The sequence below is a fragment of the Gluconobacter sp. genome, assembly GCF_047723935.1.
Classification (GTDB): Bacteria; Pseudomonadota; Alphaproteobacteria; order Acetobacterales; family Acetobacteraceae; genus Gluconobacter.
In genome coordinates this window covers 297,334-322,430 of record NZ_JBDOBO010000001.1, presented here as the reverse complement: position 1 = coordinate 322,430, position 25,097 = coordinate 297,334, and the positions used below count along the sequence as shown (strand labels likewise).

Annotated in this window: 27 protein-coding genes; 26 read left to right on the top strand and 1 reads right to left on the bottom strand. The window is 56.8% G+C overall.

Translation table 11 applies throughout. The annotated features are described in order from the left end of the window. Nucleotides 1-38: 38 nt before the first annotated feature. The 25 genes from rpoZ (at nucleotide 39) to argB (ending at nucleotide 23,006) form a co-directional block, all read left to right on the top strand. Nucleotides 39-434 (top strand): DNA-directed RNA polymerase subunit omega, encoded by a 396-nt coding sequence (gene rpoZ / locus ABF979_RS01475; RefSeq protein WP_202206467.1) that lies wholly within the window; start codon nucleotides 39-41, stop codon nucleotides 432-434. A 38-nt stretch (nucleotides 435-472) separates the two neighbouring features. Beyond that, entirely contained in the window at nucleotides 473-2,773 is a 2,301-nt protein-coding gene (locus ABF979_RS01470; RefSeq protein ID WP_415557441.1) for a RelA/SpoT family protein, read from the top strand. 4 nt (nucleotides 2,774-2,777) lie between these two features. Beyond that, nucleotides 2,778-3,182 (top strand): holo-ACP synthase, encoded by a 405-nt coding sequence (gene acpS / locus ABF979_RS01465; protein WP_415557440.1) that lies wholly within the window; start codon nucleotides 2,778-2,780, stop codon nucleotides 3,180-3,182. Nucleotides 3,183-3,243: 61 nt separating this feature from the next. Next, nucleotides 3,244-4,038, top strand: a complete 795-nt coding sequence (gene lepB / locus ABF979_RS01460) for a signal peptidase I (protein WP_415557439.1) — start codon at nucleotides 3,244-3,246, stop codon at nucleotides 4,036-4,038. Beyond that, nucleotides 4,035-4,769 (top strand): ribonuclease III, encoded by a 735-nt coding sequence (rnc, locus tag ABF979_RS01455; protein WP_046899789.1) that lies wholly within the window; start codon nucleotides 4,035-4,037, stop codon nucleotides 4,767-4,769. Before lepB ends, rnc begins: the two co-directional genes overlap by 4 nt. Before the next feature lie 25 nt (nucleotides 4,770-4,794). Further along, complete coding sequence (gene era / locus ABF979_RS01450; RefSeq protein WP_046899788.1) at nucleotides 4,795-5,682, top strand: GTPase Era; 888 nt, start codon at nucleotides 4,795-4,797, stop codon at nucleotides 5,680-5,682. Between the two features lie 126 nt (nucleotides 5,683-5,808). Then, nucleotides 5,809-6,546, top strand: a complete 738-nt coding sequence (gene pyrH, locus ABF979_RS01445; protein ID WP_046899787.1) for a UMP kinase — start codon at nucleotides 5,809-5,811, stop codon at nucleotides 6,544-6,546. 70 nt (nucleotides 6,547-6,616) lie between these two features. Then, on the top strand, nucleotides 6,617-7,183 hold the full coding sequence (frr, locus tag ABF979_RS01440) for a ribosome recycling factor (protein WP_046899786.1): 567 nt from the start codon (nucleotides 6,617-6,619) through the stop codon (nucleotides 7,181-7,183). Between the two features lie 14 nt (nucleotides 7,184-7,197). Continuing rightward, nucleotides 7,198-7,959, top strand: coding sequence for a polyprenyl diphosphate synthase (uppS, locus tag ABF979_RS01435; RefSeq protein WP_099210568.1), 762 nt, complete (start codon nucleotides 7,198-7,200; stop codon nucleotides 7,957-7,959). Beyond that, a complete protein-coding gene (locus tag ABF979_RS01430) occupies nucleotides 7,956-8,804 on the top strand; it encodes a phosphatidate cytidylyltransferase (protein WP_086634457.1) in 849 nt (282 codons plus the stop codon). Before uppS ends, ABF979_RS01430 begins: the two co-directional genes overlap by 4 nt. Beyond that, the gene (gene dxr, locus ABF979_RS01425; protein WP_415557438.1) at nucleotides 8,797-10,020 is read left to right on the top strand and encodes a 1-deoxy-D-xylulose-5-phosphate reductoisomerase; all 1,224 of its coding nucleotides are present in this window, start codon (nucleotides 8,797-8,799) and stop codon (nucleotides 10,018-10,020) included. The genes ABF979_RS01430 and dxr overlap by 8 nt, the downstream gene beginning before the upstream one ends. After that, entirely contained in the window at nucleotides 10,013-11,113 is a 1,101-nt protein-coding gene (gene rseP / locus ABF979_RS01420; protein WP_415557437.1) for an RIP metalloprotease RseP, read from the top strand. Before dxr ends, rseP begins: the two co-directional genes overlap by 8 nt. 168 nt (nucleotides 11,114-11,281) lie before the next feature. Further along, nucleotides 11,282-13,756, top strand: coding sequence for an outer membrane protein assembly factor BamA (gene bamA / locus ABF979_RS01415; protein ID WP_202206473.1), 2,475 nt, complete (start codon nucleotides 11,282-11,284; stop codon nucleotides 13,754-13,756). 58 nt (nucleotides 13,757-13,814) lie between these two features. Continuing rightward, the gene (locus ABF979_RS01410) at nucleotides 13,815-14,726 is read left to right on the top strand and encodes an OmpH family outer membrane protein (protein WP_415557436.1); all 912 of its coding nucleotides are present in this window, start codon (nucleotides 13,815-13,817) and stop codon (nucleotides 14,724-14,726) included. 11 nt (nucleotides 14,727-14,737) lie between these two features. After that, nucleotides 14,738-15,799, top strand: coding sequence for a UDP-3-O-(3-hydroxymyristoyl)glucosamine N-acyltransferase (gene lpxD / locus ABF979_RS01405; protein ID WP_415557435.1), 1,062 nt, complete (start codon nucleotides 14,738-14,740; stop codon nucleotides 15,797-15,799). A 102-nt stretch (nucleotides 15,800-15,901) separates the two neighbouring features. Continuing rightward, complete coding sequence (fabZ, locus tag ABF979_RS01400) at nucleotides 15,902-16,420, top strand: 3-hydroxyacyl-ACP dehydratase FabZ (RefSeq protein WP_080951397.1); 519 nt, start codon at nucleotides 15,902-15,904, stop codon at nucleotides 16,418-16,420. A gap of 4 nt (nucleotides 16,421-16,424) precedes the next feature. Next, nucleotides 16,425-17,282 carry an acyl-ACP--UDP-N-acetylglucosamine O-acyltransferase gene (gene lpxA, locus ABF979_RS01395; RefSeq protein WP_215748961.1) on the top strand — a complete coding sequence of 286 codons (858 nt, stop codon included), beginning with the start codon at nucleotides 16,425-16,427 and terminating at the stop codon, nucleotides 17,280-17,282. Nucleotides 17,283-17,284: 2 nt separating this feature from the next. Then, a complete protein-coding gene (locus ABF979_RS01390) occupies nucleotides 17,285-18,130 on the top strand; it encodes an LpxI family protein (RefSeq protein ID WP_083956267.1) in 846 nt (281 codons plus the stop codon). Next, nucleotides 18,127-18,516 (top strand): lactoylglutathione lyase, encoded by a 390-nt coding sequence (gene gloA / locus ABF979_RS01385; RefSeq protein ID WP_046899777.1) that lies wholly within the window; start codon nucleotides 18,127-18,129, stop codon nucleotides 18,514-18,516. Before ABF979_RS01390 ends, gloA begins: the two co-directional genes overlap by 4 nt. A 335-nt stretch (nucleotides 18,517-18,851) precedes the next feature. Beyond that, nucleotides 18,852-18,986, top strand: coding sequence for a 50S ribosomal protein L34 (rpmH, locus tag ABF979_RS01380; RefSeq protein WP_202206479.1), 135 nt, complete (start codon nucleotides 18,852-18,854; stop codon nucleotides 18,984-18,986). Then, complete coding sequence (gene rnpA / locus ABF979_RS01375; RefSeq protein WP_415557540.1) at nucleotides 18,983-19,330, top strand: ribonuclease P protein component; 348 nt, start codon at nucleotides 18,983-18,985, stop codon at nucleotides 19,328-19,330. Before rpmH ends, rnpA begins: the two co-directional genes overlap by 4 nt. After that, on the top strand, nucleotides 19,327-19,575 hold the full coding sequence (gene yidD / locus ABF979_RS01370) for a membrane protein insertion efficiency factor YidD (protein WP_086634463.1): 249 nt from the start codon (nucleotides 19,327-19,329) through the stop codon (nucleotides 19,573-19,575). Before rnpA ends, yidD begins: the two co-directional genes overlap by 4 nt. A gap of 90 nt (nucleotides 19,576-19,665) precedes the next feature. Further along, on the top strand, nucleotides 19,666-21,387 hold the full coding sequence (yidC, locus tag ABF979_RS01365) for a membrane protein insertase YidC (RefSeq protein WP_415557434.1): 1,722 nt from the start codon (nucleotides 19,666-19,668) through the stop codon (nucleotides 21,385-21,387). 6 nt (nucleotides 21,388-21,393) lie between these two features. After that, a complete protein-coding gene (gene yihA, locus ABF979_RS01360) occupies nucleotides 21,394-22,074 on the top strand; it encodes a ribosome biogenesis GTP-binding protein YihA/YsxC (protein ID WP_064273916.1) in 681 nt (226 codons plus the stop codon). After that, nucleotides 22,071-23,006 carry an acetylglutamate kinase gene (gene argB / locus ABF979_RS01355; protein ID WP_202206481.1) on the top strand — a complete coding sequence of 312 codons (936 nt, stop codon included), beginning with the start codon at nucleotides 22,071-22,073 and terminating at the stop codon, nucleotides 23,004-23,006. The genes yihA and argB overlap by 4 nt, the downstream gene beginning before the upstream one ends. Before the next feature lie 6 nt (nucleotides 23,007-23,012). Here argB and ABF979_RS01350 read toward each other — a convergent pair whose 3' ends face one another. Further along, entirely contained in the window at nucleotides 23,013-23,990 is a 978-nt protein-coding gene (locus ABF979_RS01350; RefSeq protein ID WP_415557431.1) for a GGDEF domain-containing protein, read from the bottom strand. Between the two features lie 275 nt (nucleotides 23,991-24,265). On the opposite strand from ABF979_RS01350, the gene dapD reads away from it, so the two are divergent. Continuing rightward, nucleotides 24,266-25,096: a 2,3,4,5-tetrahydropyridine-2,6-dicarboxylate N-succinyltransferase gene (dapD, locus tag ABF979_RS01345; protein ID WP_099211095.1), complete on the top strand. Its 831-nt coding sequence runs from the start codon at nucleotides 24,266-24,268 to the stop codon at nucleotides 25,094-25,096. Nucleotide 25,097: the final 1 nt, after the last annotated feature.

The window sequence follows — 25,097 nt, the reverse complement described above, 5'->3', positions numbered from 1 at the left end:
TTCATTTTCTATAGTTTTACCCGAAGGGGGCCAGTCGCATGGCGCGTGTAACCGTCGAAGATTGCATCGAGAAGGTTCCAAACCGTTTCGAGCTGGTTCTGCTGGCTGCCCAGCGTGCCCGCGCACTCTCCCGTGGCGAAGAGATGCTGCTCGATCGTGACAACGACAAGAACCCGGTCGTTGCACTTCGTGAGATCGCTGAAGACAAGCTGAACCTTGGTAGCCTGCGTGACGGCATCATCCGTTCGCTCGCCCGCGCTCCCGAGCCGGAGCCTGTAGACGAAGAAGTCATGGACATCATCCCGACGGACCAGAACATTTTTGGTCTGCAGGATGTTTCGGCTGAAGAAGAGCATGCTCATATGGCAGACAACATGTCCGCTGATGAAGCTGCTGCCATTGAGGCAGAGCTGGGTGGCCGGGGCCGCCGCTGATTTTCTCTGCTTTATCCTGACTGAGGGGGGTATGCTTCATGCCTGACGCATCTCCTCCTGTTGAGCGCACCGCTGTCGCGACGGGAGACTTCAAACCTTCCATCAGCGGGCTGCTCCGTCGGATCGAGAGTTACGATCCGACTGCTGATCTATCCCGCGTCGAGGTTGCCTATGATCTGGCAGCCGATGCTCATAATGAGCAGCGGCGGGATAATGGCGACGCTTACATCACTCACCCGATTGCTGTTGCCAATATTCTGGCAGGTTTCCGGATGGACACGACGTCCATCATTGTGGGGCTGCTGCATGATACGGTTGAAGATACAGGCGTTTCCTGTGCCTCTCTGAAAAACCGATTTGGCGAAGACGTTGCATCCCTCGTCGATGGTGTGACGAAGCTGACGCGGCTTGAGCTGCAGTCTGACCGGACGAAGCAGGCGGAAAACTTCCGTAAGCTTGTCCTGGCCATGTCGCGGGATATCCGCGTCCTGATCGTCAAGCTCGCCGATCGTCTGCACAACATGCGGACGCTGCATTATGTGCAGCGCCTGGACCGGCGGCAGCGTATTGCCCGTGAGACCATGGATATCTATGCGCCGCTCGCCGAGCGTATTGGTATGGATCGGGTCAAGACGGAGCTTCAAAATCTTTCTTTCGCTCAGCTTGAGCCGGAAGCAGACGCCACGATCCGTGCGCGTCTAAACTTCCTACGCGGGCAGGGCGCAGACATTATTGAACACATTCGCAAGGAGCTGATTGCTCTTTGTGCGGAAGCGGGTCTCGACAAGGTCGAAGTGACCGGGCGCGAAAAATCTCCCTTTTCAATCTGGGAGAAGATGCAGCGACGCAATGTGGCGTTCGAGCAGCTTTCGGACATCATGGCGTTCCGTCTGCTCGTTCCAACTCGTGATGCCTGTTACATGGCTTTGGGTGCCATTCATGGCGCCTATCCGATGATTGCGGGCCGCTTCAAAGATTATATTTCCACCCCAAAGGCCAACGGCTACCAGAGCCTGCATACGGGGGTGACACTCCGTCACCCCCGTAATCAGAAGATTGAAGTGCAGATCCGCACGGCGGAAATGCATGATCTCGCGGAAAACGGCGTGGCTTCGCATTGGGCCTATAAAGAAGATGCGACGCCAAGCGAGCGTGAAGCCGCAGCGCTATCTTCGGCTTTTGGCGCCGGTAGCCGGAAGTTGCGTTGGGTGCAGGATCTTCTGGATATTCTGGAAGACAGCCAGGCCCCGGATGAGTTTCTGGAAAATACCAAGCTTGAACTCTATCAGGACCAGGTTTTCTGCTTTACGCCCAAAGGGCAGCTGATCTCTCTTCCCCGGGGCGCAACACCTGTCGACTTTGCCTATGCCGTACATAGTCAGGTGGGCGATACCTGCGTCGGAGCCAAGGTGAACGGGCGGCTTCTGCCGTTGCGTCATGAGCTCCAGAACGGTGATCAGGTCGAGATCATGACGGCTCGTGGCGGTACACCGTCGCCGTCATGGGAGCGGTTTGTTGTTACGGGTAAAGCTCGTGCGCGCGTGCGCCGTTTTGTGGCCGCGCAGCAGCGTCAGGTACACTTGGACAATGGGCGTGCAGCCATTGCCAAGGCCTTCCGTCAGGAAGGTGTCGATGGCTCCGAAAAGGTCCTTGACGGAATCCTCAAAGAGCTTCGGCAGAGCTCCATCGAAGATCTTTATGTGGCTGTCGGGAACGGACAGTTGGGTCCGAAGGATGTGGTCAATACCGCATACCCGGATCTGCGGCAGAATGGTCGTGCGCCTCGGATGGTGCCGGGGCTGTCACCGCGCTTTGGTCAGTCGCTTCTTTTAGGGGCGGGGAGCGCGTCTGCGCGTCCGGCGCCTGTTGTTCAGTCCACCAATATTCTCAAGGGTATTGGAACGGGGATTGCGACGAGTTTTGCCGGATGCTGCCGCCCGCTGCCAGGCGACCCGATTGTCGGCATCATAGCGCAGAGCAAGGGTGTGACGATCCATCGTCGTGGGTGCCAGAACCTGTCGAGTTTTGCGGACACGCCAGAGCGCTTCATTGAGGTGGACTGGGATTATGAGGCGCTTGGAAGACGTAAGGATGCGGTTCCTTACACCGCGCGCCTGTCGGTTATTGCGGCAAATGAGCCCGAAGTTCTGGCGACCCTGACCAACACCGCAGCCAAATACAATGGCAGCGTCATCAACCTCAAGATTGTGAACCGTCAGCTCGATTTCATGGAAATCTTGGTTGATCTTGAAGTTCGCGATCTAAGGCATCTCTCGTCACTTATTGCCGCGTTCCGGACTGCCGTGGGTGTGATGCAGGTGGAGCGCGCGAAGGGATGACGGCGTGATTCTTGGCATGGGAACAGACCTGTGCATGATTTCCCGCATCGAACGCAGCATTGACCGGTTTGGAGATCGCTTTCTTGACCGGGTATTTACGGAAGCCGAGCGTAGTCACGCCGAGCGTCTGTCTGGTCCGGCGCGAACGGGAAGTTATGCCAAGCGTTGGGCGGCCAAAGAAGCGTGCGCCAAAGCCTTGGGGACGGGAGTTGCTGACGGTGTGCAACTTCAGGACATTGGGGTTCTGAATGATAAAAAGGGCGCTCCAAGGCTCATTCTTTCCGGCGGAGCACAGCTTGCCTTGGAGCGTCTGACGCCCTCAGGATGTCGGGCAGAGGTCCTTGTGAGCCTGACGGATGACCCTCCCTTTGCATTGGCGCAGGTCATCATTCAGTCTGTTAGGGTTTGAAGCGCTCGCCATTGCGGGCAAGCTGCGTTAAGAGCGTCCCATGACTCAGGAGAAAAGCCCCGTGAAGGGTTCAGAGAAGGCTGGTGAAAAGCCGGCGGCCCGTGAAGAATCTCTGGGAGAGAGTGTGCGCTGGCTTGCCCTTATGGTGCTGGCTGTCGTCGCCGTGCGTTCTCTGGTGTTTGAGCCGTTCAATATTCCCTCGGGCTCGATGATCCCGACCTTGCAGATCGGTGATTTCGTTCTGGTATCGAAATCCAGCTACGGCTATTCACGGTTTTCGTTTCCGTTTTCGCCCAATCTCTTTAACGGACGGATCATGGGCTCTGAGCCGCATCGTGGCGATGTGGCTGTTTTCCGGTTCACCCAGAACACCTCCGTTGATTACATCAAGCGGATTGTCGGGCTGCCGGGTGACCACATTCAGATGACGGGCGGAAAGCTCTTCCTTAATGGAATTGAAGTGCCGCGGACGTCCCTGGGGCATTACGAGGTTGTCGACGAAAATAACCGTCTGCTGAGCGGTGACCGATATCGGGAAGCGCTGCCTGGGAGTGCCGGGCGCCCTCCTGTTGAGCATGATATTCTCAAGCTGACGGACGAAGGGTTTGCCAACGACACGCCAGAATATGTCGTGCCGCAGGGTTATTTCTTCGCGATGGGTGACGATCGGGACGATAGCGCTGACAGTCGTTTTCAGGGCGATGGTCCGGATGATCTCGGCTATGTCCCGATGCAGAACCTTGTAGGGCGTGCGCCGCTTGTTCTGCTCTCCATGGATTTGCGGCATCCGGCATGGCAGTTCTGGTACTGGCCGGTCGAAATTCGCTGGAACCGTTTTCTGCATCCTGTCACATGAAACTTTCACAGGAAGAGGCCATGGAGGCCATGGAGCAGGCGCTCGGTCATCGCTTTGCGAACCGGGATCTGCTCGTGGAAGCTCTGACGCATCGTTCTGCGGTCAGTGGGCGTGATCCTCGTCGTGGCAAACGTACGCAGGGCCCTAAGGGAACCGGTTCGAACGAGCGACTGGAATTCATTGGAGACCGAGTGCTGGGCCTTCTGATGGCAGAGTGGCTGTTCGAACACTATCCGCTGGAGCAGGAAGGCGCGCTGGGTCCGAGGCATGCCCATCTTGTTTCCAGACCTGTTCTCGCCGAAATCGCGGATAACATCCATTTATCTTCGGCTCTGACGATTTCCCCGCATGAAGAGGCTGCCGGTATTCGCCGCCTGTCCAGCATCCGGGCAGATGCTATGGAAGCTCTGTTGGGTGCGCTTTATCTGGATGCCGGGCTGGAGCCTGCACGGCGTGTTGTCCGTCAACAGTGGGAAGGGCGGATCGATAGTCATGCCCGTCCTCACAAGGAGCCCAAGACCCTTTTGCAGGAATATCTCCTGTCCAAAGGGCTCCCGCTCCCGAAATATGAACTCCTCGCCGCAGAGGGGCCGTCTCATGCGCCCGTGTTTCGTGTGGCCGTTCAGGCATTTGGCCTGACGGGGCATGGAGAAGCAGGCAGTAAGAGAGTGGCCGAAAGTGCGGCGGCAATAGATCTTCTGAAACGTCTTGGTCAGAACGTAGCGTCGTGAGGCGCATGTGGAAAAGGATTGGTACATGACCACACGCTGCGGTTTCGTGGCCCTCGTCGGGTCCCCGAATGCTGGAAAATCAACACTTCTGAACCGGATTGCCGGTGCCAAACTGTCGATTGTGAGCCCCAAGGCTCAGACGACACGCTTTCGCACGCTGGGAATTGTGGTTCGCAACAATGCTCAGATCATCCTTGTGGATCTGCCCGGTATTTTCAAGCCGCGCCGCCGGCTTGACAGGGCCATGGTCAACGCGGCTTGGACGGGATCCCAGGATGCCGATCTGACGCTTCTCCTGATCGACGCCAAGGCCGGCTTGCGGGATGATGTCCGTGAGATCATTGGCAAGCTTGCGGGTAGCGGTAAGAGAGTGTGGCTTGTTCTGAACAAGACGGACCTTGTTGGTGCTGAAGAATTGCTGCCGCTGACGAAGGATGTCAGCAGCCTGATCAGCGTTGAATATGTGTTCATGCTGAGCGCCCGTTCCGGAGACGGCGTTGATGACCTGATGGATCATCTGGCACGTGAACTGCCGGAAGGTCCATATCTGTACCCTGAAGACGATCTGACAGATCTTCCGGATCGTCTTCTCGCGGCTGAACTGGTGCGTGAACAGATCTTCATGCAGACGCATGAGGAGATCCCATATCAGGCGACAGTCGAGACCGAGAGCTTTAAGGAGCGCCCCGATGGATCAGTGCGCGTGGAAGTTACAATCTACGTGTCACGCCCTGGTCATAAGGCGATCCTGATTGGCGAAGGCGGCCATAAAATCAAATCCATTGGTGCACGAGCACGAATGGAGCTTCAGGGCCTGCTTGAGCGAACCTGCCATCTTTTCCTGAACGTCAAGGAGCGGGCAGGCTGGGATGAAGAGAAGGCACGCCTGAGGGCGATTGGCCTCGAAGAGTAACAGGGTGGAAACGCTGTCAACGGGGCTTTTCATAAGGAGCCTCGTGTCTGACATCGCTTGTTCCCAGCCCTCTGCGTCTGTATGACAGGCGCAAAGTCACCACAAATCCAGCAAGAGACGGGCACGATGACCGAACAACGAGACAAAAGCCCCTCCTACAAACGTGTTCTGCTCAAGGTGTCAGGTGAAGCCCTGATGGGTAAGGGCTCGGGTGGAGTGGACCCGGAAATGGTGGATATGGTTGCCGCCGATATTGCCGCAGTTGTGGCGTCTGGCGTGCAGGTCTGCCTCGTTGTCGGTGGTGGCAACATTTTCCGTGGCCTGTCCGCGGCGGCACGTGGCATGGATCGTGCGCAGGGTGACTATGCCGGTATGCTGGCAACGGTCATCAACGCACTGATGCTCCAGAACGGTCTTGAACGTCAGGGACTTGAGACACGCGTCATGACGGCCATTCAGATGGCCGCGATTGCCGAGCCCTATATCCGTCGTCGGGCAGTCCGTCATATGGAGAAGGGGCGCGTTGTTATCTTCGCTGCCGGAACGGGTAACCCGTACTTCACGACGGATACAGCTGCTGCCCTGCGTGCCAACGAAATGGAATGCGACGCCGTGTTCAAGGGAACGCAGGTCGATGGCATCTATTCCGATGATCCGCGTCGTAACCCAGACGCCGTGCGTTACGATCAGCTGACGTACATGGACGTTCTGGCACGTCAGTTGAATGTCATGGATGCTGCGGCAATCAGTCTTGCTCGTGAAAATAAATTGCCCATCGTGGTCTTCAACATGCATGCTCCGGGCGCGTTTGCAGCCGTTGTGCGTGGCGAAGGTCGCTTTACACGGGTTATCGAAGCAGGCTGATCGCCTCATTTTTAACGAACCTTTCAGGATATTCTCCTGAACTTACGTTGATTCAGAAAGGAACAGCTTAATGTCTGCTGACCTGAAAGACCTGATGGCTGACCTCACGCGCCGTATGGATGGTGCGATTGAGAGTCTGCGTCGTGACCTCTCTGGCCTGCGGTCTGGTCGTGCCAGCCCCAACCTGCTGGAGCCGATCCGGGTTGAAGCCTATGGCTCCGAAGTGCCGCTTTCTCAGGTGGGATCTATCGCTGTTCCGGAAGCCCGGATGCTGACGGTTTCCGTCTGGGATCGTACGCTGGTTGGTGCAGTGGAACGTGCCATCCGTGATGGTGGCCTGGGTCTTAACCCTGCTGCTGACGGTCAGACGATCCGCGTTCCCATTCCGGTGCTGACGGAAGAGCGTCGTAACGAACTGGCGCGTGCAGCTAATCGTTACGCCGAAAACGGTAAGATCGCTGTACGTGGTGTTCGTCGTGACGGCATGGAACAGACAAAGTCGCTCGAAAAGAAGGGTGACATCAGCCAGGACGACATGAAGTCCTGGACGGATTCCGTGCAGAAGCTGACAGACCAGTACGTCAAGAAAGTTGACGATATTCTCGCGGAGAAAGAACGCGAGATCAAACAGGTCTGATACCTTCGTTGACAATGGGATCTCTTCCTCAGACCAGCACGTCTTCTCTTTCATCAAGAGAGGGGGAAGGCGCCGCTGTTCCCGTCCATGTCGCCATGATCATGGACGGGAATGGGCGTTGGGCGCGCTCGCGCAATTTGCCAGTTGCAGCCGGACACCGGAAAGGTGCTGAGGCTGTGCAGGATTGCGTTCGTTCGGCCATTCGTCAGGGCGTACGCTATCTGACGCTGTATGCTTTTTCTTCGGAAAACTGGCGGCGGTCTGCTGAGGAAGTCGGTGACCTGACATCGCTCCTGCGTTTCTATCTGCGCCACAAGCTCAATGAATTGCATGAGCAAGGGGTGCGTTTGCGCGTTATCGGAGAGCCTGAGCGGTTCGAAGGAGCATTGCGCGAGGAATTGCGCCGTGCGGAAGCAAAGACTGCTTCCAACACGACGCTGACTCTGACGCTCGCCCTGTCATATGGCGGACGGGCCGATATTGTTCAGGCGGCACGACGTCTGGCGGATCAGGTTGCCAGTGGAACATTGGCATCGTCCGATATTACTGAGGAGCGTCTGGATCAGGCGCTGCAGACGTCCGATATGCCAGATCCGGATCTCGTGATTCGGACAAGTGGAGAATGTCGTCTCTCCAACTTTCTGCTCTGGCAGAGTGCCTACGCGGAACTGGTGTTCATGGACGTCTTATGGCCGGATTTCGGGGAAGCCGAGTTCGTTCAGGCTCTCTCGCATTTTGCCGGGCGGCAGCGCCGTTTTGGCGGTCGGCCAGCATGAGCGGATCTTCCCGGTGGTCTGACCTGAAGCTGCGTCTGACGTCAGCTGTCATTCTCGTTGTCGTTGCCGGTGGATGCCTCTGGCAGGGCGGCATGATCTATAACGCTCTCATCCTGCTGGCCATGTTCGGGCTGGTTTGGGAAGGGCTTACCCTCATCAAGCAGCCATTACACACCTGGCGCGGCGTCCTCCTTCTTCTCTGGCCGATGGTGTCAGGGGTTGCGGCCCTTCGCGGTGAATGGAGCGGCGCATTCTGGATGGTTTGGCCAAGCCTCATTTTTGGTATTCCAGCCTGTATTCCTGTTGTCGTCTCCATTCTGGGCGGTCTCTCGCTCCTCTGGCTTCGACATTTGCCCTATGGTTTAGAGAGCGTTCTGTTCGTGCTGTGCGTTGTGATCGCTAGCGACAGTTTTGCTTATCTGACAGGCCGCATCTTTGGTGGCCCTAAACTGGCCCCTTCAATCTCTCCCGGAAAAACCCGCTCGGGCGCAATTGGCGGCCTGATCGGTGCGTCTTTTGCCGGGGGAATGGTGGCCTGGCTGTCTGGAGCGGGCTTTGTGGGTGGTGGTCTCCTGTGGGGGGCGGTTCTGGGTGTTTTCTCCCAGAGTGGTGATCTGCTTGAAAGTGCGGCCAAGCGTAGACTGAACGTCAAGGATTCCGGCCGTCTGATTCCAGGTCATGGCGGCCTGCTGGATCGTTTTGATGGCCTACTGGCTGCGGCACCGCTTGCCGCGCTTTTGTCACTGGCAGTTGCGGGGCAGGTGTTCTGGTCTGCCACTCCTGCGGATCTGATAGGCGGGTCTGCGCATCGTATCATTCCTCAGGGGGAATCTTCTCATGATTGACGGTTCTGTGACCAAGCCTCGGCGGATCAGCGTTCTGGGCAGTACAGGTAGCATCGGGACTTCGACGGTCGATCTACTCAAGCGGATAAGCAGCGATATTGAAGTGCGGGCGCTGGTCGGGGGGCGGAATGTTGCGCTTCTTGCGGAGCAGGCTCGTGAACTTCGCGCTGAAATTGCTGTCATTCACGATGAGAGCCTGCACGATGATCTGAAAGCACGGTTGGCAGGGAGCGGTATTCGCACCGCAGCCGGGCGTCAGGCCGTTATCGAGGCCGGTGCGATGGAAGCGGACTGGACCATGGCTGCCATCACAGGCGCAGCGGGTCTGGAGCCGACACTCGCCGCCGCCCGCAATGGTCATGCAATCGCGCTCGCCAACAAGGAAGCTCTCGTCTGTGCGGGCGATGTGATGCTCCGGGCTGTTGGTGAAGCTGGTGCGACGCTTCTTCCCGTCGATTCAGAGCATAATGCGATCGCCCAGGCCCTGGGTGGTTGTGACATGAGCACGGTCGAAAAGATCGTGCTGACAGCTTCAGGCGGCCCCTTCCGTCAGTCCACTCTGGAAGAGATGCGTGATGCGACGCTTGAAAAGGCGTTGAAGCATCCTACCTGGACGATGGGTGCTAAAATTACGATTGATTCGGCTTCCATGGCCAATAAGGGCCTTGAGGTTATTGAGGCCGCGCGTCTGTTTGGTCTGACAGAAGACCGCATTGATGTTCTGGTGCACCCTCAGTCTGTGGTGCATGGGCTTGTTCAGTTCCGGGATGGCAGTTTGGTCGCGCAGATGGGGTCAGCAGATATGCGTATCCCCATTGCTCACACTCTTGCATGGCCTGACCGCATGGAAACACCATGCCAGCGTCTGGATCTGACAGCTTTCGGGCGCCTCGATTTCGAGGCACCAGATGAGGCGCGCTTTATTCCCCTGCGACTTGCCCGTCAGGTTCTCAGGGCAGGAGGGGCTGCTCCCGCAGTTTTCTCAGCAGCCAACGAAGTTGCCGTGGACGCTTTTCTGAACCGTCGGATAGGATTCCTTGGTATTGGTGAAACCATCGATAGCGCTCTTCAGGCCATGACGGAAAATCCTGAACTGACGACGCTGGATGAAGTCCTGGAATGGGATGCGCGCGGTCGGGCATTGGCAGAAGAGCATATTCTTCGCGAAAGCGGCCGACTGCGGAACACAGTAAGCGAGACTGCCCTGCATGCATGATTTTCTGCGTACCATTCTTGCCTATGTTCTGATTCTAGGCGTCCTCGTGTTCATTCACGAGCTGGGTCATTACCTTGCTGCCCGCTGGCGCGGTGTGAAGGTAGAGACGTTTTCGATTGGCTTTGGGCCGGCTCTTCGCCGGTGGCATGACAAATCCGGCACGGAATGGCGTCTGAGTGCGATTCCGCTTGGTGGATACGTCAAACCGCACGGGTTTGAAGGTCCTGACGATGCCACGGATGAGCAGAAAGCGGCCTGGATTCCTGGGCGCACCTTTCATGACAAGCCTGTCGGTTCCCGCGCGCTGGTGATCGTGATGGGGCCTGTTTTCAATTTTCTGTTTGCGATTGTGGCGTTTACCCTGCTGTTCGCGACAGTGGGCAAGCCGCAGCTTCGTGGGGATATTTCCCAGGTCGTGGCAGGCAGTGCCGCAGAAAAGGCCGGTGTAAAAACGGGTGACGTCATTACCCGGATTGGCTCGCTGTCCATTTCCGGCCCTGAAGACGTCATGGGAACGGTGGCGGCTCGACCGGGAGCTGAGACCACACTTGAAGTGCGCCGCAATGGCCAGGAGCTGACGCTTCCCGTTACGATTGGCAGTGTGAAGGCTGGGTCTCATCCGACAGGTGTTCTGGGGGTTGGTTTTGCCGCATCTCCGGGTAAACCGGTTTCTCCTGTCAAGGCTGCCGTCATGGGGGTCCAAGAAACATGGACCATGTCGGTACGGACGTTGCAGGGCGTCTGGCAGATCATCTCGGGGCAGCGCAGTGCAAGAGAGCTGGGTGGAACAATCCGAATCGCACAGATCTCTGGACAGGTCGCCAGCTATGGTATGGCCAGCATTGTGTCTTTCATGGCGCTTCTGTCTATCAATCTGGGGCTGATCAACCTCTTCCCGATCCCTGTTCTCGATGGTGGACGACTGATCTTTTATGCCGCCGAAGCCATCAAGGGACAGCCGGTTTCACGCCGGGTGCAGGAAGTCAGTATGCAGGTCGGAATGGCGCTTATCGGCGCGCTTTTCCTCTTTTCAACAGTGAATGACCTCACGAATCTGGGTCTGTTTCACTGGATGTTTCACGCAGGAAGCTAATGTGAGATACGCCCGGTAACTCTTCGTGAGTGAAGGGAGATCTTGCATGGTGGGGGGATTTTCGGATACCTCCGCCAATGGCGTAGCGTGTCAGGCGCCTGCAAAAAATCTGTTACAAGGAAAACCGGTTTGTCAGGATCACGGTCAAGAGGTTCCCGGTCCCCGAACATGCGCTTGATGCTGCTGGCATCTGCATGTCTTCTCCCGACCGCTCTCGGTGTGGCGGAGGCCCGCTCTGCTCGTCAGCACCAGACATCAGGTGCAACCTCAGGCAACAACGTGATCCAGGCCATTTCGGTCACTGGTAACACGCGTATCGAGACCAGCACGGTCCTGTCGTACATGGTTGCCCAGCCAGGTGACTCGTTCAATCAGGACGATCTGGATCGCTCCCTGAAGACGCTCTATGCAACGGGCCTTTTCAAGGACGTCACCCTTCACCGCGAGGGCAATACTCTCCTGGTGAATCTGGTTGAGAATCCGATCGTCAATCGCATTGTCTTTGAAGGGAATCACGCCCTGAAGGATGAAGATCTCCGCAAGGAAATCAGTCTTCGTCCCCGTGCAGTGTTTTCCTCACAGACCACGGCTGCTGATCGCCAGAAGATCCTGAACCAGTATGCGGGCAAGGCGCGTTTCGGGGCGACTGTAACGCCACAGATCATCAAGCTTTCTCATAACCGCGTGGATGTTGTCTTCAAGATCAACGAGGCTCAGCAGACGCTGATCCATAAGATCGTCTTTGTTGGCAATCATGCGTTCAGTGAAGCCCGTCTGGCTCAGGTGATTTCGTCCAAAGAGAACACCTGGTATCGCTTCTTCTCATCTTCTGATGAGTATAATCCTGAGCGTATCAAGTACGACGCAGAGTTGCTGCGCCGCTTCTACCTTCACAACGGATTTGTCGATTTCCACATGATCGACGCGACGGGCGAGCTTTCTCCCGATCACAAGTCTTTCTACGTGACGTTCACCATCCATGAAGGTGAGCAGTATCGCATCGGCAAGATGGACGTTCGTTCCACGGTGCGTCGCGTCACGCCGGAAATGATGCGCAAGCACATCGAGCTGTTCAAGCATCAGATCTATGATGGAACTGCTATCCAGCATAACACCACGAACATGCAGGAGTGGTTGCAGGCTCAGGGGCATCCGTTTGCGATGGTTCGCTCTGAAATTGCCCGTAATCCGGAAAAGCGGATTGTTGATCTGCTGTTCGATGTGACCGAAGGGCCGCACGTGTATGTCGAGCGTATCGACATCAATGGCAACACGATCACCCGGGATAATGTGATCCGACGCAATCTGCCCATGGCAGAGGGCGACCCGTATACCCCGTTTGACAAGAAGTATTCCAAGCTGGCCCTTCAGGACCTCGGATATTTCAGCACGGTGTCTGTTGATCAGACGCAGGGCTCCGCTCCTGACCGTGTGAACGTGTCTGCCAACGTGGTCGAGAAGCCGACTGGTGAGTTCTCACTGGGTGGTGGTTACTCCACAGACGTTGGTGTGCTGGGTAATGCGTCCATCAAGCAGCACAACATGCTTGGCACGGGTATCGACGCCGGTATCTCGGGTACGGTTGCGTACTATGAGAAGCAGGCTGACATCTCCATTACGGATCCGTACTTCCTGAACCGTAACCTGGTGGCTGGCGCTGATTTCTACTTCATCCAGAATAACTACCAGACGTATCAGAGCTATAAAGAATCCCAGTATGGTATGAGCCTGCGTCTTGGATATGCGTATAACCGCTATCTGTCGCAGTCCTTCAGCTACACGCTGGTCGATCGTCAGGTTGGCAACTTCTATGATGCGAAGACCGTGGCTGAGAACCCGGATTACATTGAATGGGTTCCATCCAAGTATGTTCGTGACTCAGCCGGCTGGTCCGTCCTCTCGCAGCTTAGCACCTCTCTGACGTATGATCGCCGTGATCGACGCATGAACCCTCATGACGGGTACATGATGAAAGTCGGCGGTGATTTTGCTGGTCTAGGCGGCGATGCGAAGTACTATCGCGTCAAGGCTGACGGTGCATATTATCTGCCGCTCGACCAGCTTACAGGTAGCCACGACTGGACCCTTCAGTTCAAGGGTGGCGTAGGTTACATGGGCGACTGGAGTGACTCCGGGCGCCGTAACATCATCGATAACTTCTACCTGGGTGGTGAAAACCTGCGAGGCTTCTTGCAGGGTGGTGTTGGCCCGCGTTCGGGGCATATCTGCACCACCGCACAGCGGACTTCGAGCGGATCTTGCCCGACACTCGCCTATCTCCCACGGGCAGGTCAGGAAGATCTGTTGGGTGGCCGTTTCATGTATACGGCTTCTGCACAGCTTAACTTTCCGATGCCAATGGGTGACGATCTTGGAATTTCCGGTCGTTACTTTGTGGACGCGGGTAGTCTTTCCAGTGTTCGCGTGAAGCAGAAATATACGGATTACTCACGCCGCGACCAGTCTGGCTACGAATACACCCCGATCACGGGTGACACCATGATCCCGCGTGTTTCCACGGGCCTTGGTATCTCCTGGAAGAGCCCATTCGGCCTTGTGAACATTGATGGTGCCATACCGCTGCGTAAGGAAAAGGGCGATCGTCTTTACCCGCTGCGCTTTGGCTTCGGACAGCAGTTCTAAGAACTGCGTGTCTGACTTCGAGCTCCAAGCACTTCCATCCCCTTTCCCAGAGGTGGTTATGACCTTTATTTCCCTGATGCGCCCGGCCTCGGTCGGTGCGCTTCTGGCTGCGACGGTTCTTGCTGTTGCACCCGCTGCTCACGCCCAGGCCGCCAACAACGGTGGATGGTTTGTTCCCAAGGCCGCACACCCGGATGCACCGGCTGCTGCACGTCCGGCACCTCGCCGCAGTGTGCCCATGGCTGAGGCGCCTGTTGAAGACGAGCAGGCTGCTCCGAATGCACAGCAGGCTCCCCCGGTTCTGCCGTTGCCGCCGATCCCTAATCCGCCAACTGTTGCGAAGGGCGCTGCGCCACCAGCTGCAGTCATTGGTGTGATCAATGTTCAGGCTGTCATGCAGATGTCGTCTGCTGCGCAGGAGATCCAGCAGGTTCTTGGCGCACGTCGTGACAAGCTGGCACAGGCTGTGCAGCGTGAAGAGGGTGCCTGGCGTGGTGAGCAGCAGAAGCTGCAATCCGAAGCCCGCAGTCTTACGGCTGACCAAATCCAGCTTCGTGAGCGCCATCTTCAGGAGCGTCGCGCCAAGGATCAGCGCGATTTTGGCAATCAGGCTCGCATTGTTCAGGAAGCCGCGCAGGTCGCCTTTCACCAGATCGAGCGTGAGCTTGAGCAGGGCAACGGCATCATTGCTGCCGTTGCTGGCGCGCATAACATGAACCTTGTTCTGCATGCCGAGCAGGTTGTGCTGCACGTGGGTGAGCAGGACATCACGGAAGAAGTGGCGAACCAGCTGAACAAGACGCTGCCGCACGTGTTTATTCCTGACGAAGGCGTTGATCCTGAGCAACTCGCCAAGTCTGGCAAGATGCCAACGACGGCAGACGAACAGCGTGCGCCGCAGGGTCCTGAACAGGCAGCGCCATCTTCGGCTCCCGCGCAGCCTGAGTCCGTTCTCCGGCAGCATCACTGAGGCCTGATCCCGTGGCTGATAAGGTACTCACCGAAAACCGACCTGGTGATGAGCGCTTCTTCCTGAGAGCTGGACCTTTCGGTCTGGCTCATCTTGCGGAAGTATCGGGAAGCGAGGTTCGCCCTGCTGCTGAAGGGCAGGAGGATCCAGTCAGTTTCCGCGGGGTTGCCCCATTGCACGTTGCGGGGCCGGAAGACGTGAGTTTTCTGGATAATCGCCGTTACCTGCCTCTTCTGGAAAAAACGCGTGCAGGGGTGGTCATTCTTGCGCCGGCTTTTGCCGACAAGCTGCCAGCACATACGGCGGGCCTTGTCTGCAAAACGCCCTACCTTGCATGGGCACGCATTGCAGCGCTCTTTCATCCTGCACCGTCATCGACGGGTGTTCGCCATCCTTCGGCTTATGTCAGTGAGACGGCTGAGATCGGTGAGAATGTCGAGTTTGGGGCTTTCGCTGTTGTTGAAGACGGCGCGAAAATTGGCTCGGGCACATTGATTGGTGCGCATGCCGTGATTGGTCGGAGTGTCGAGATCGGTGAGCGTTGCCGCATTGGCAGCCATGTCAGTCTGACGCACGCCCGTGTCGGGAACAGGGTAACATTGTATCCCGGCGCCCGCATCGGTCAGGACGGATTTGGTTTTGCTGTCGGCCCTGCTGGTTTCGAGACCGTGCCGCAGCTTGGTCTGGTTGTCATTGAGGACGACGTTGAGATCGGTGCTAACTCAACGATTGATCGTGGCTCCATGCGCGATACGATCATTGGGGCAGGCACGCGGATCGATAATCTGGTTCAGATCGGACACAATGCTCAGCTCGGAAAATGCTGCATTGTTGTCTCACAGGCTGGTATTTCCGGCTCGACCGAACTGGGCGACTTCGTCACGATCGCTGCTCAGGCCGGCCTGATCGGTCACATCAAGATTGGTGACAAGGCCCGTGTTGGGGCTCAGTGCGGTGTCATGTCTGACGTGGATGCGGGAGCGGATGTTATCGGCAGTCCCGCCATGCCCTTCCGGGAATTCTTCCGGAACGTAGCCACTTTGCGGAAGCTCTCCCGCAAAAGCGGCGACTGACCTTTCCGGTGACGGATGGTATCCCGTAGCCAGTTTTGCTAAGGGAGGCCATCCGCACTGCTCGGAGAGCAGAAAACTGACAAAATTTTCCCTTAGAAGGGCATGGTGAACAAAATGGATCGAGTGGACGCTCCGGCTGAAAAGACGACCCCGGCAGAAGGGGCTTCGGGAACGCACCAGGTTCCTGAGAGCATCGACATTCTGCAGATCATGCAGGCGATCCCTCATCGCTATCCGTTCCTGCTGATCGACAAGATGCAGGAAATCAAGGCTGGTGAGTCCGCTGTTGGCATCAAGAACGTCACGGTGAACGAGCCCTTCTTTCAGGGGCACTTTCCTTCCCATCCGGTGATGCCAGGCGTTCTGATCATCGAAGCCATGGCCCAGACAGCGGCAACGCTCGTTGTCCTGACGCTTGGCAAGGCCTTCGAAGGAAAGCTGGTGTATTTCATGACCATTGAAGGCGCCAAGTTCCGCCGTCCGGTTGGGCCAGGTGATCAGCTTCGTATAGAGGTGGTCAAGGAAAGGTCCCGGGCAAATGTGTGGAAATTCAAGGGTACTGCACGTGTTGACGGCGTTGCTGTTGCAGAGGCAACCTTCAGTGCCATGATCATGGGCTGAACTGATGCAGATTGCAGGAAAACGATCCGATAGCGCTGAGATTCACGCGACTGCTCTTGTCGATGAACGTGCCCGAATTGGGGAAAATGTTCGCATTGGCCCGTGGTGCATCGTCGGGCCTCATGTGACACTTGGCGACGGTGTGCACCTGCATGCTTCGGTGATTGTCGACGGGCACACGACCCTTCGTGAGGAAGTGGAAGTCTATCCGTTCGTCACGATCGGGATGGCACCGCAGGATCTCAAATATGCTGGTGAGCCGACACTTTGTGAGATCGGCGCGAAAACCATCATCCGTGAGAACGTCACCATTCATCGTGGAACGGCGCAGGGACATGCGCTGACGAAAATTGGTGCGTCCTGCCTGATCATGGCAAATGCTCATGTGGCGCATGACTGTGTTCTCGGTGATCGTGTGATTATCGTGAACAATGTTGTCATGGGCGGTCATGTCGAGATTGCTGACGATGCAAAGGTGATGGGATCAGCAGCGCTCCATCAGTTCGTGCGCATTGGTCGCGGCGCTGTTGTTGGTGGCGTTTGCGGCGTCGAGATGGATGTTATCCCCTACGGAAGTGTTCTCGGGAACCGTGCCCGTCTGGTCGGACTGAACTGGATCGGGCTAAAGCGCTCTGGCGTCGGCCCGGAAGAAATGCAGGCCATGCGTCGCGCCTTTCGGACACTCTACCCTCGGCATGGCAGTACGGAGGTTGTGCTGGAAGCCCGCATTGCAGATGTACGGCGGGAGTATGGTCATTTGCCGCGTATTGCTGAGATGCTGGACTTTATGGAAGCGCCAAGCCGACGTGGTCTGACACGTGTGGCCCGCAATGAGGGGCTTTCCGAAACCGAAGGAGCCTGAGCGTGATGGGGGCAGGTTGCGTCGGTATTCTGGCCGGGGCTGGCCCCTTGCCTGCGAAGGTTGCGGCGGCGGCTCTGGAAAAAGGGAAGTCGGTGTTCGTGGTTGGATTCCGTGATTTTGCGGACATGGCCCGTCTGGCACCTTATCCACATGAAATCATCCGCCTTGCTGCTGTAGGAGAAATCCTGACAGCTCTTAAAAAGCATGGATGCCGGGAGCTCGTTCTGATCGGGCCGGTTCGGCGCCCGGCTTGGCGTGACCTTCGTCCTGATGCGGAAGGGGCGCGTGTTCTTGCACGTCTGGGGCGCGCAATCTTCCTTGGGGATGATGGGCTTCTCGGAGCAGTCGTGCGCGTTCTCGGGGAAGAAGGGTTCATCGTTCGCGGTGCTCATGAATTCCTCGATCATGCTACCGGAAAAAGCGGGACGCTTGGCCGTGTTGTGCCGGACGAACAGGCGCGTCAAGACATAGCGCGTGGTGTTCAGGTGCTGCGGGCCATGGCTGCCCTCGATATCGGACAGGGGTGTGTCGTCCAGAGCGGTCTGGTTCTGGCTGTTGAAGCTCTAGAGGGCACGGATGCCATGCTGGGGCGCTGCGGCAAGCTGATGCAGGCTGGCAGTGGTGGCGTTCTTATCAAAATGCCCAAAAGCGGACAGGACCTGAGAGCAGATATGCCGACAATAGGCCCTGAGACGCTGGAAAATGCGGCCCGGAACGGATTGCGCGGCGTCGCGTTTCAGCCTGGTGTCACGTTGTTGACAGACCCTGACCGCTGCGTCGCCTTGGCTGACCGATACGGGCTATTCCTTTACGGGCTGACAAGCGAAGATCTGAAAGAAGAAAAATGAGCACATTTCTGCACACGATGGTTCGTATTCGAGACATTGATCGCAGTCTGGCGTTCTACAGCCTTCTTGGCATGAAAGAACTGCGCCGCAAGGAAGTTCGTGAAGGCCGTTACACACTCGTTTTCATTGGATTCGCTGATAATGAGAACGGACAGGCTGAAATTGAGCTGACCTATAACTGGGATCAGGAAACGGATTACGACGTCGGCACGGGATTCGGCCATTTTGCGATTGGCGTGCCGGATGTGGCTGCGCTTGTAGAGGCTGTTCGGATCGGCGGCGGCAAAGTGACCCGTGAAGCCGGGCCACTGAAGTTCGGCACGATCATCATTGCCTTCGTGGAAGATCCAGACGGCTACAAGATCGAGCTTATTGAGAAGAAGTAGGTTTCTTCAGGAGGTGCAGTGCTTTTTCCAGCGCCTCGACAATTGTTCCTGCATGTTTTCTGACGGATTCGTCTGAATGGGATGTCAGGATGTCTGCACACAGCATCGCCGGGGACAGGGCATTTCGCAGATCGTGTCGAAATGCCTTGGAGTCGTCAGTTGATGACGGTGGTAGAGCGGGATTTTGGCTCATATCCTTAAGTTCCTGAGGGTGTAGCATTGACAGGGGAGGGTCGGGTGAGTACAAGCCCGGGTCTCATTCACCGGGCGTTTCGTGCGCCCGATCGACGCGGATGTCCAGAGAGGCGTCTGCATGGTTTTAAAGGATCGATGTCATGAAGCGCACGTATCAACCCTCCAAGCTGGTTCGTAAGCGTCGTCACGGTTTCCGTGCACGTACTGCTACAGTCGGTGGCCGCCGCGTACTGGCAAACCGTCGCACCAAGGGTCGCTCGAAGCTCTCCGCCTGAGCCAGAACCACACAGCTGGCCGCCTGAAAAAGCGGCCGCAGTTTCTGCGTGTTGCCGGGAAGGGACGTAAGGTCGCTACCCCGGGAATGGTTGTGCAGATGCTGCAGGATGATAGCCAGCCTGATAGCCGTGTCGGCTTTACTGTCACGAAAAAGGTTGGAAACTCTGTCATCCGTAACCGCACAAAACGCCGCCTCCGCGAGGCGTTGCGTCTTGTAGCGCGTGAGGACGGTCTTCCTTCGGGAGACTTTGTCCTGATCGGCCGTGATGGTACGCGCCGACGAGAATTTTCCCTTCTTCAGGATGATCTTCGTAAAGCGCTCCGCAAGGGCTTGGAAAAATGACACGCCTTTTCAATAAGGCTGTCACTGTCTTCCTGCTTGCGTTGATCGACGCTTACAAGCTCTTCATCAGTCCCTATCTGGGTCGAAACTGTCGTTTCGAACCGGGGTGCAGCACCTATGCCATCATGGCAATCAAAGGGCATGGGCCTGTTCGGGGCGGCTGGCTGGCATTGAAGAGAATCCTCCGCTGTCACCCCTGGTCAAAAGGGGGATGTGACCTCCCGCCCGAGGCTCATCGGCATTAAAAACGCGTGCGCCTATTGTTTTGGTAACGGTTTTCGGCCACTTGAGGCTCAGCATTCCTCCGTTAGAGACGAAAGACCGGCATCAGCCCGATGGAAATCAAGCGCATCATTGCGGCCATTATCCTCTCGGCCCTCATCCTGATCGGTTTCGACTATTTCATGCCGAAACCCCGTCCGGACAGTCATCCGGCTGTGACGCAAACCACTGCGACACAGTCTCCGTCCACTCCGGCTGTTGCTGGTCCGGCTCAGGCCTCGCCTGAACCGGAAGTGGTCGCTCGTCGCATTGCGATTACCAGCGACGACGTGCAGGGCTCCCTGAACCTCAAGGGTGCGCTTCTGGATGATGCGGTGCTGACGAAGTACCGTGCCACTCTTGCAAAGGACAGTCCGCTTGTCCGGCTGCTGGACAAGCCCGGCAGCGAGCATCCGAACTTCTTCGTAATTGGCTGGAGCAACGCTCCGGGGTCCAATGCGAAGGTTCCGGATCTGAACACGGTCTGGACCAGTGCGGACGAGGCACTCTCTCCTGGTCATCCGGTCACGCTGACATGGGATAACGGCGAAGGTCTGATTTTCTCGATCTACCTTTCAGTTGATGAGCATTATATGTTCTCGGCTGTGCAGTCGGTGGAGAATCATTCCTCCCAGCCTGTTGCGCTGCTTCCGTTCCAGCGTGTGCAGCGTGACTATCAGGCTCCGGAAGGTTTCTGGACGGCACACGAAGGCCCTATTGCCGTCATGGACGGTCGCCTGAACGACGAGACCTACAAGAATGTTCGTAAGGGCGCTGAGCATCCTGACCACACGTTCTGGGCCAAGGGTGGCACAGGTGGCTGGGGCGGTATCAGCGACAAGTACTGGCTGACGGCCGTTGCACCTGACTCCACGTCTTCTGTGACGGCAAGCTTTGCTTACGTTCCGGAAAATGCAGGGTCCTATCGTATCGGCTTCGTGTCTCAGGCTCCGCAGCAGATCATGCCGAATGGCACTGTTACGCAGACGAGCCATCTTTTTGCTGGTGCAAAGGTGCCAAGCCTTCTGCAGGCTTACAGCAGCAACCTGCACATTACGGATCTCGACAAAGCCATCGACTTTGGCTGGTTCAGCTTCCTGACGCGTCCGATCCTGTATCTGCTGCACTGGCTGTATCTGCATCTGGGCAATTTCGGTCTGGCGCTGATGGCGCTCACACTGATCGTCAAGATTGTGCTTTTCCCGCTGGCGTCTAAGGCCGCAGGGTCTTCTGCGCGCATGCGTCTGCTGGCTCCGAAGATCAAGGAGATCCGTGAGAAGAATAAGGACGACCCGATGGTGATGAACCAGAAGGTCATGGCGCTTTACCGCGAAGAGGGTGTTAGCCCTGCCAGTGGTTGCCTTCCGGTTCTGATCCAGGCTCCGATCTTCTTCTGCCTCTACAAGATGCTGAACATCAGCATTGACGAGCGTCACGCTCCCTTCTTCGGCTGGATTCACGATCTGTCCGTTCCGGATCCGACGAACATCTTTAATCTGTTTGGTCTGATCCCCTTTGATCCGACCGTGTATTTTTCCTTTCTGCATGTCAGCATCTGGGGTGCTGCGCTAGGCGTGACCTTCTGGTTGCTTCAGCGGCAGACGATGGTCAGCATGGACCCGGCTCAGGCCCGCATCATGCAGTTCATGCCGCTGGTCTACGTGTTCGTGATGTCCAACTTCCCGGCCAGCCTGCTGGTTTACTATACGTGGAACAACCTGCTGACATTCGCCCAGCAGTCCTTCATTCAGAGCCGTGCCAAGCTGCCGGTTCCTGTTACTAAAAGTGGACGCTGAGACACCATGAAAGAAGCCGCTGGCCCTCCTACCCCTGAACAGATCGAAGACGGTCGCCTGCTGTTCGCAGGAGAGTGCGAGTTCTTCTTCGGCTCGCAGAAGATCGATCAGCTTCCGCCGGTTGGTCGGCCGGAAGTTGCTTTTGCCGGGCGTTCCAATGTTGGCAAGTCCAGCATCATCAACGCTTTGACCGGGCGTCGTGCGCTGGCAAGAGCATCTTCAGAACCGGGGCGCACCAAGCAGCTCAACTTCTTCAATCTCGCTGACCGCATTTCTCTTGTGGATATGCCTGGTTACGGGTTTGCTAAGGCCGCGAAATCCGTCAAGGAAGACTGGCAGAACATGATGTTCGCCTATCTTCGTGGGCGGACCACGCTGGCCCGCGTCATTCTGCTTCTGGATGCACGGATTGAGATCAAGCAGTCCGACAGGGACGTTATGGATCTGTTGGGGCGTGCGGCTGTGGTGTTCCAGATTGTTCTGACCAAATGCGATCAGGTTCGGCCGACGGCACTGAAAGCCAAAATTGCGGAAGTTGAAGCGCTCGCGCTCAAACAGGCTGCGGCCTACCCGCGGATTGTCTGCACCAGCAGTCAGACCGGGGAGGGCATTGAAGATCTTCGGGCAGAGATTGCCCGTTTCGCAGATCCTGTTCAGACCTCAGGGGAAGGAGATGTCCGGCCATGAGCAAAAAGACCCACAGTGAAAAATTGCCGGAAATTCCCCCGGCCGTGAATATGGATGATGCCCAGCAGCAGGCTGCTATTCTTGCGAGTGCACTGCCATTTCTGCGCCGTTATGCCGGGGACACGATCGTTGTGAAATACGGCGGTCATGCAATGGGTGAAGGCAAGCTGGCCAGCGCATTTGGATATGACATTGCACTTCTGAAGCTCGTCGGGATCAATCCGATCGTTGTGCATGGCGGTGGCCCGCAGATCAGCTCCATGCTGGATCGTCTCCACATCCGCTCACAGTTCGTGGATGGTCTGCGCGTTACGGATAGTGCCATGGTCGATGTGATCGAGATGGTTCTGGCTGGAAGTGTGAACAAGCAGGTTGCGCAGCTCATCAACAGTGCTGGTGCTATGGCTGTTGGAATTTCGGGCAAGGATGGAAGTCTCATCCAGGCTCGTAAACTGACCCGCACGCGGCGTGATCCGGATAGCCAGATCGAGAGTATTATCGATCTTGGTTTCGTGGGACAGCCGGAGAAGATTGATCCGCGCGTTCTTTACGCATTGCTCGGATCAGGTCTTATTCCTGTCATTGCGCCTGTGGGTGCGGGCGAAAATGGCGAAACCTACAATATCAATGCCGATACGGCAGCAGGTGCCATTGCCGGTGCAGTTCATGCATCTCGCCTGCTGATGCTGACGGACGTTCCGGGCGTGTTGGATCGTGACGGCAAGCTGATTGAAGAGCTGAGTGCGGAAGAAGCACGCAATCTCATCAAGGATGGCACGATCTCCGGAGGGATGATCCCGAAGGTTGAGACCTGTCTGGATGCTGTGCAGAGCGGTGCCAAGGCCGCAGTTATTCTTGACGGTCGTGTCCCTCACACTTGCCTTCTGGAACTCTTTACCAGAGCAGGCCCCGGCACTCTTATCAAAGCCTGATCCGGCTTATGGCGCTTCGTGTGAGAAGCGCCATTTTTTTTGCTCTTCTTCTCCGGTCTGGAGGGCTTGACTGGCTCTTTCCAGAAGATTGTCTGCCGTGTTTTCCGGATCGTTCGCTTCTCGGCACATCAGTCCGATGTGTAGCGGAAGGTGCACCGGTGGGTTTATCAGGATCGGGATGCCATGCGCCGTCATCCGTTCGGCACGCTCAGCCATGGCAAAACGATCCCCTCCATCCAGCCAAAGCGCAAACATGTTGCCGCTAAGCCGCGCAATAGCGTCGGTTGGACGCACGGCCTTGCGGAGTAACGCAATGCATTGTGTGAGCGCCTCTTCTCCTGCCTGAAATCCATGCGTTTGGGTTATTTCGCTCAGTCCGGGAACATGCGCGATCATGAGGGTCGCCGCGAGGCCGTCCCGATCCAGGCGCGGAATGCGCCGCTCCATTTCCTGTTTCAAGCCTTCCCAGTTCAGAAGGTTGGACGAGAGATCATAGTGAGCGCCCTTTAGGACGTTTCTGTGAAGCCCTTCAGCATCCTGCAACGTCGCAATGACTGTCAGCAGAGTGCGAAGAAGATCAGTTTCATCTGCTGACCATGATGTTTTTTTCCAGCATAGAAGGCCAAGGGGGGGCTGGCTTCTGATGGGTTCGCAGATCAGGAGCGTATGATGGACCCCTGAGGAAAACTGGGTGACGCGTTCCTCAAGTATGAGCCCACATTTCTGTAGTTCGCCTTGAAACCCCTCGGGAAGCGGGGCGGACTGGTGCAAGGCCACGCTATGATCGGAAGGTGTAAAGGCGCTGAAGAGCAGGCAGTCCGCTTCAAGTGCTTCCTGTACCTTGGTGAGGGCTGCTGCGATGCCAAGTCGAGGAAGAATGGCGCTGCGCATGCAGGCCAGACTCTCTCTCAGGAGCTGAAAGGTTTGATGGGAAGTCGGCTCCGGCACCAGAGGGGGAGGGCTTTTCAGGCCAATGTCATGCATTGCCGCAAAGGATCCATGATTTTGCGGCTGAACGTGCCGCATCGTTGAAGCGATAAATGTGCTGCGTCGTGAATCGATGTGAGAACACGGTCTGGCGCCTTTGGCTTTCCGGATCTTTTCCGGAGACGAAAGAGCTTGGATTTTTCATAGGATCAAAAGGTAAACAAAGCCTTAACGTTGGTCTGGATGATGCTCACAGGGAAAGAGCCGTTGACAGTCGGGACCGGGGACCGCATGGTCCGGCGGTTTTCTGCTCCTTTTCCGGATTGGTCCTGATGCCTCACGATACGCTCCGCACCGCTATTGACGCTCTTTGGGAGCGTCGCGCTACTCTGAATGCCCAGACAGAGGGAGAGGACCGCGAGGTCGTCGAAACCGCTCTCAAAGGGCTGGACGCTGGTACGCTGCGTGTTGCCGAGCCGAGCGAAGATGGCTGGGTTGTTCATGAATGGCTGAAGAAGGCTGTTCTGCTGTCGTTCCGCTTGTACGACAGCCGCGTGATGGTTGGTGGATGTGGCGGTCAGCCTGCTTTCGATAAGGTTCCGCTTAAGTTTGAAGGCTGGGATCAGTTTCGGTTTGCTGAAGCTGGTTTCCGTGCCGTTCCGGGTGCCATTGTTCGTCGTTCCGCTTTCATTGCGCCGAACGTTGTTCTGATGCCGAGCTTCGTGAACGTCGGTGCCCGTGTAGACAGCGGCACGATGGTCGATACCTGGGCGACGGTTGGTTCCTGCGCCCAGATTGGCAAGAACTGCCATATCAGTGGCGGTGCAGGCATCGGTGGCGTTCTTGAGCCGCTTCAGGCTGCTCCAGTCATTATTGAAGATGACTGCTTCATCGGTGCCCGTTCGGAAGTTGCTGAAGGCGTGATCGTGGAGAAGGGCTCCGTCCTGTCCATGGGCGTGTTTATCGGTGCCTCCACGAAGATTGTGGACCGTGCGACGGGTGAAATCTTCATGGGACGTGTGCCAGCTTATTCTGTGGTTATTCCGGGGACGCTGCCTCCGAAGGAGCCAGGGCAGCCGTCCCTCGCATGCGCTGTGATCGTCAAGCGCGTTGACGAGCGCACCCGCTCCAAGACGTCCATCAACGAACTGCTGCGCGACTGAT

What these genes read in the sequence shown, in the direction of transcription:
- ABF979_RS01410 (WP_415557436.1), top strand. Translation starts at nt 13,815, where the DNA reads ATGACCTTTATTTCCCTGATGCGCCCGGCCTCGGTCGGTGCGCTTCTG.
- rpmH (WP_202206479.1), top strand. Translation starts at nt 18,852, where the DNA reads ATGAAGCGCACGTATCAACCCTCCAAGCTGGTTCGTAAGCGTCGTCAC.
- fabZ (WP_080951397.1), top strand. Translation starts at nt 15,902, where the DNA reads ATGGTGAACAAAATGGATCGAGTGGACGCTCCGGCTGAAAAGACGACC.
- rnc (WP_046899789.1), top strand. Translation starts at nt 4,035, where the DNA reads ATGAAACTTTCACAGGAAGAGGCCATGGAGGCCATGGAGCAGGCGCTC.
- ABF979_RS01350 (WP_415557431.1), bottom strand. Translation starts at nt 23,990, where the DNA reads ATGCATGACATTGGCCTGAAAAGCCCTCCCCCTCTGGTGCCGGAGCCG.
- gloA (WP_046899777.1), top strand. Translation starts at nt 18,127, where the DNA reads ATGAGCACATTTCTGCACACGATGGTTCGTATTCGAGACATTGATCGC.
- rseP (WP_415557437.1), top strand. Translation starts at nt 10,013, where the DNA reads ATGCATGATTTTCTGCGTACCATTCTTGCCTATGTTCTGATTCTAGGC.
- argB (WP_202206481.1), top strand. Translation starts at nt 22,071, where the DNA reads ATGAGCAAAAAGACCCACAGTGAAAAATTGCCGGAAATTCCCCCGGCC.
- bamA (WP_202206473.1), top strand. Translation starts at nt 11,282, where the DNA reads ATGCGCTTGATGCTGCTGGCATCTGCATGTCTTCTCCCGACCGCTCTC.
- dxr (WP_415557438.1), top strand. Translation starts at nt 8,797, where the DNA reads ATGATTGACGGTTCTGTGACCAAGCCTCGGCGGATCAGCGTTCTGGGC.
- era (WP_046899788.1), top strand. Translation starts at nt 4,795, where the DNA reads ATGACCACACGCTGCGGTTTCGTGGCCCTCGTCGGGTCCCCGAATGCT.
- uppS (WP_099210568.1), top strand. Translation starts at nt 7,198, where the DNA reads ATGGGATCTCTTCCTCAGACCAGCACGTCTTCTCTTTCATCAAGAGAG.
- pyrH (WP_046899787.1), top strand. Translation starts at nt 5,809, where the DNA reads ATGACCGAACAACGAGACAAAAGCCCCTCCTACAAACGTGTTCTGCTC.
- yidC (WP_415557434.1), top strand. Translation starts at nt 19,666, where the DNA reads ATGGAAATCAAGCGCATCATTGCGGCCATTATCCTCTCGGCCCTCATC.
- yidD (WP_086634463.1), top strand. Translation starts at nt 19,327, where the DNA reads ATGACACGCCTTTTCAATAAGGCTGTCACTGTCTTCCTGCTTGCGTTG.
- ABF979_RS01430 (WP_086634457.1), top strand. Translation starts at nt 7,956, where the DNA reads ATGAGCGGATCTTCCCGGTGGTCTGACCTGAAGCTGCGTCTGACGTCA.
- lpxA (WP_215748961.1), top strand. Translation starts at nt 16,425, where the DNA reads ATGCAGATTGCAGGAAAACGATCCGATAGCGCTGAGATTCACGCGACT.
- yihA (WP_064273916.1), top strand. Translation starts at nt 21,394, where the DNA reads ATGAAAGAAGCCGCTGGCCCTCCTACCCCTGAACAGATCGAAGACGGT.
- dapD (WP_099211095.1), top strand. Translation starts at nt 24,266, where the DNA reads ATGCCTCACGATACGCTCCGCACCGCTATTGACGCTCTTTGGGAGCGT.
- rpoZ (WP_202206467.1), top strand. Translation starts at nt 39, where the DNA reads ATGGCGCGTGTAACCGTCGAAGATTGCATCGAGAAGGTTCCAAACCGT.
- ABF979_RS01470 (WP_415557441.1), top strand. Translation starts at nt 473, where the DNA reads ATGCCTGACGCATCTCCTCCTGTTGAGCGCACCGCTGTCGCGACGGGA.
- frr (WP_046899786.1), top strand. Translation starts at nt 6,617, where the DNA reads ATGTCTGCTGACCTGAAAGACCTGATGGCTGACCTCACGCGCCGTATG.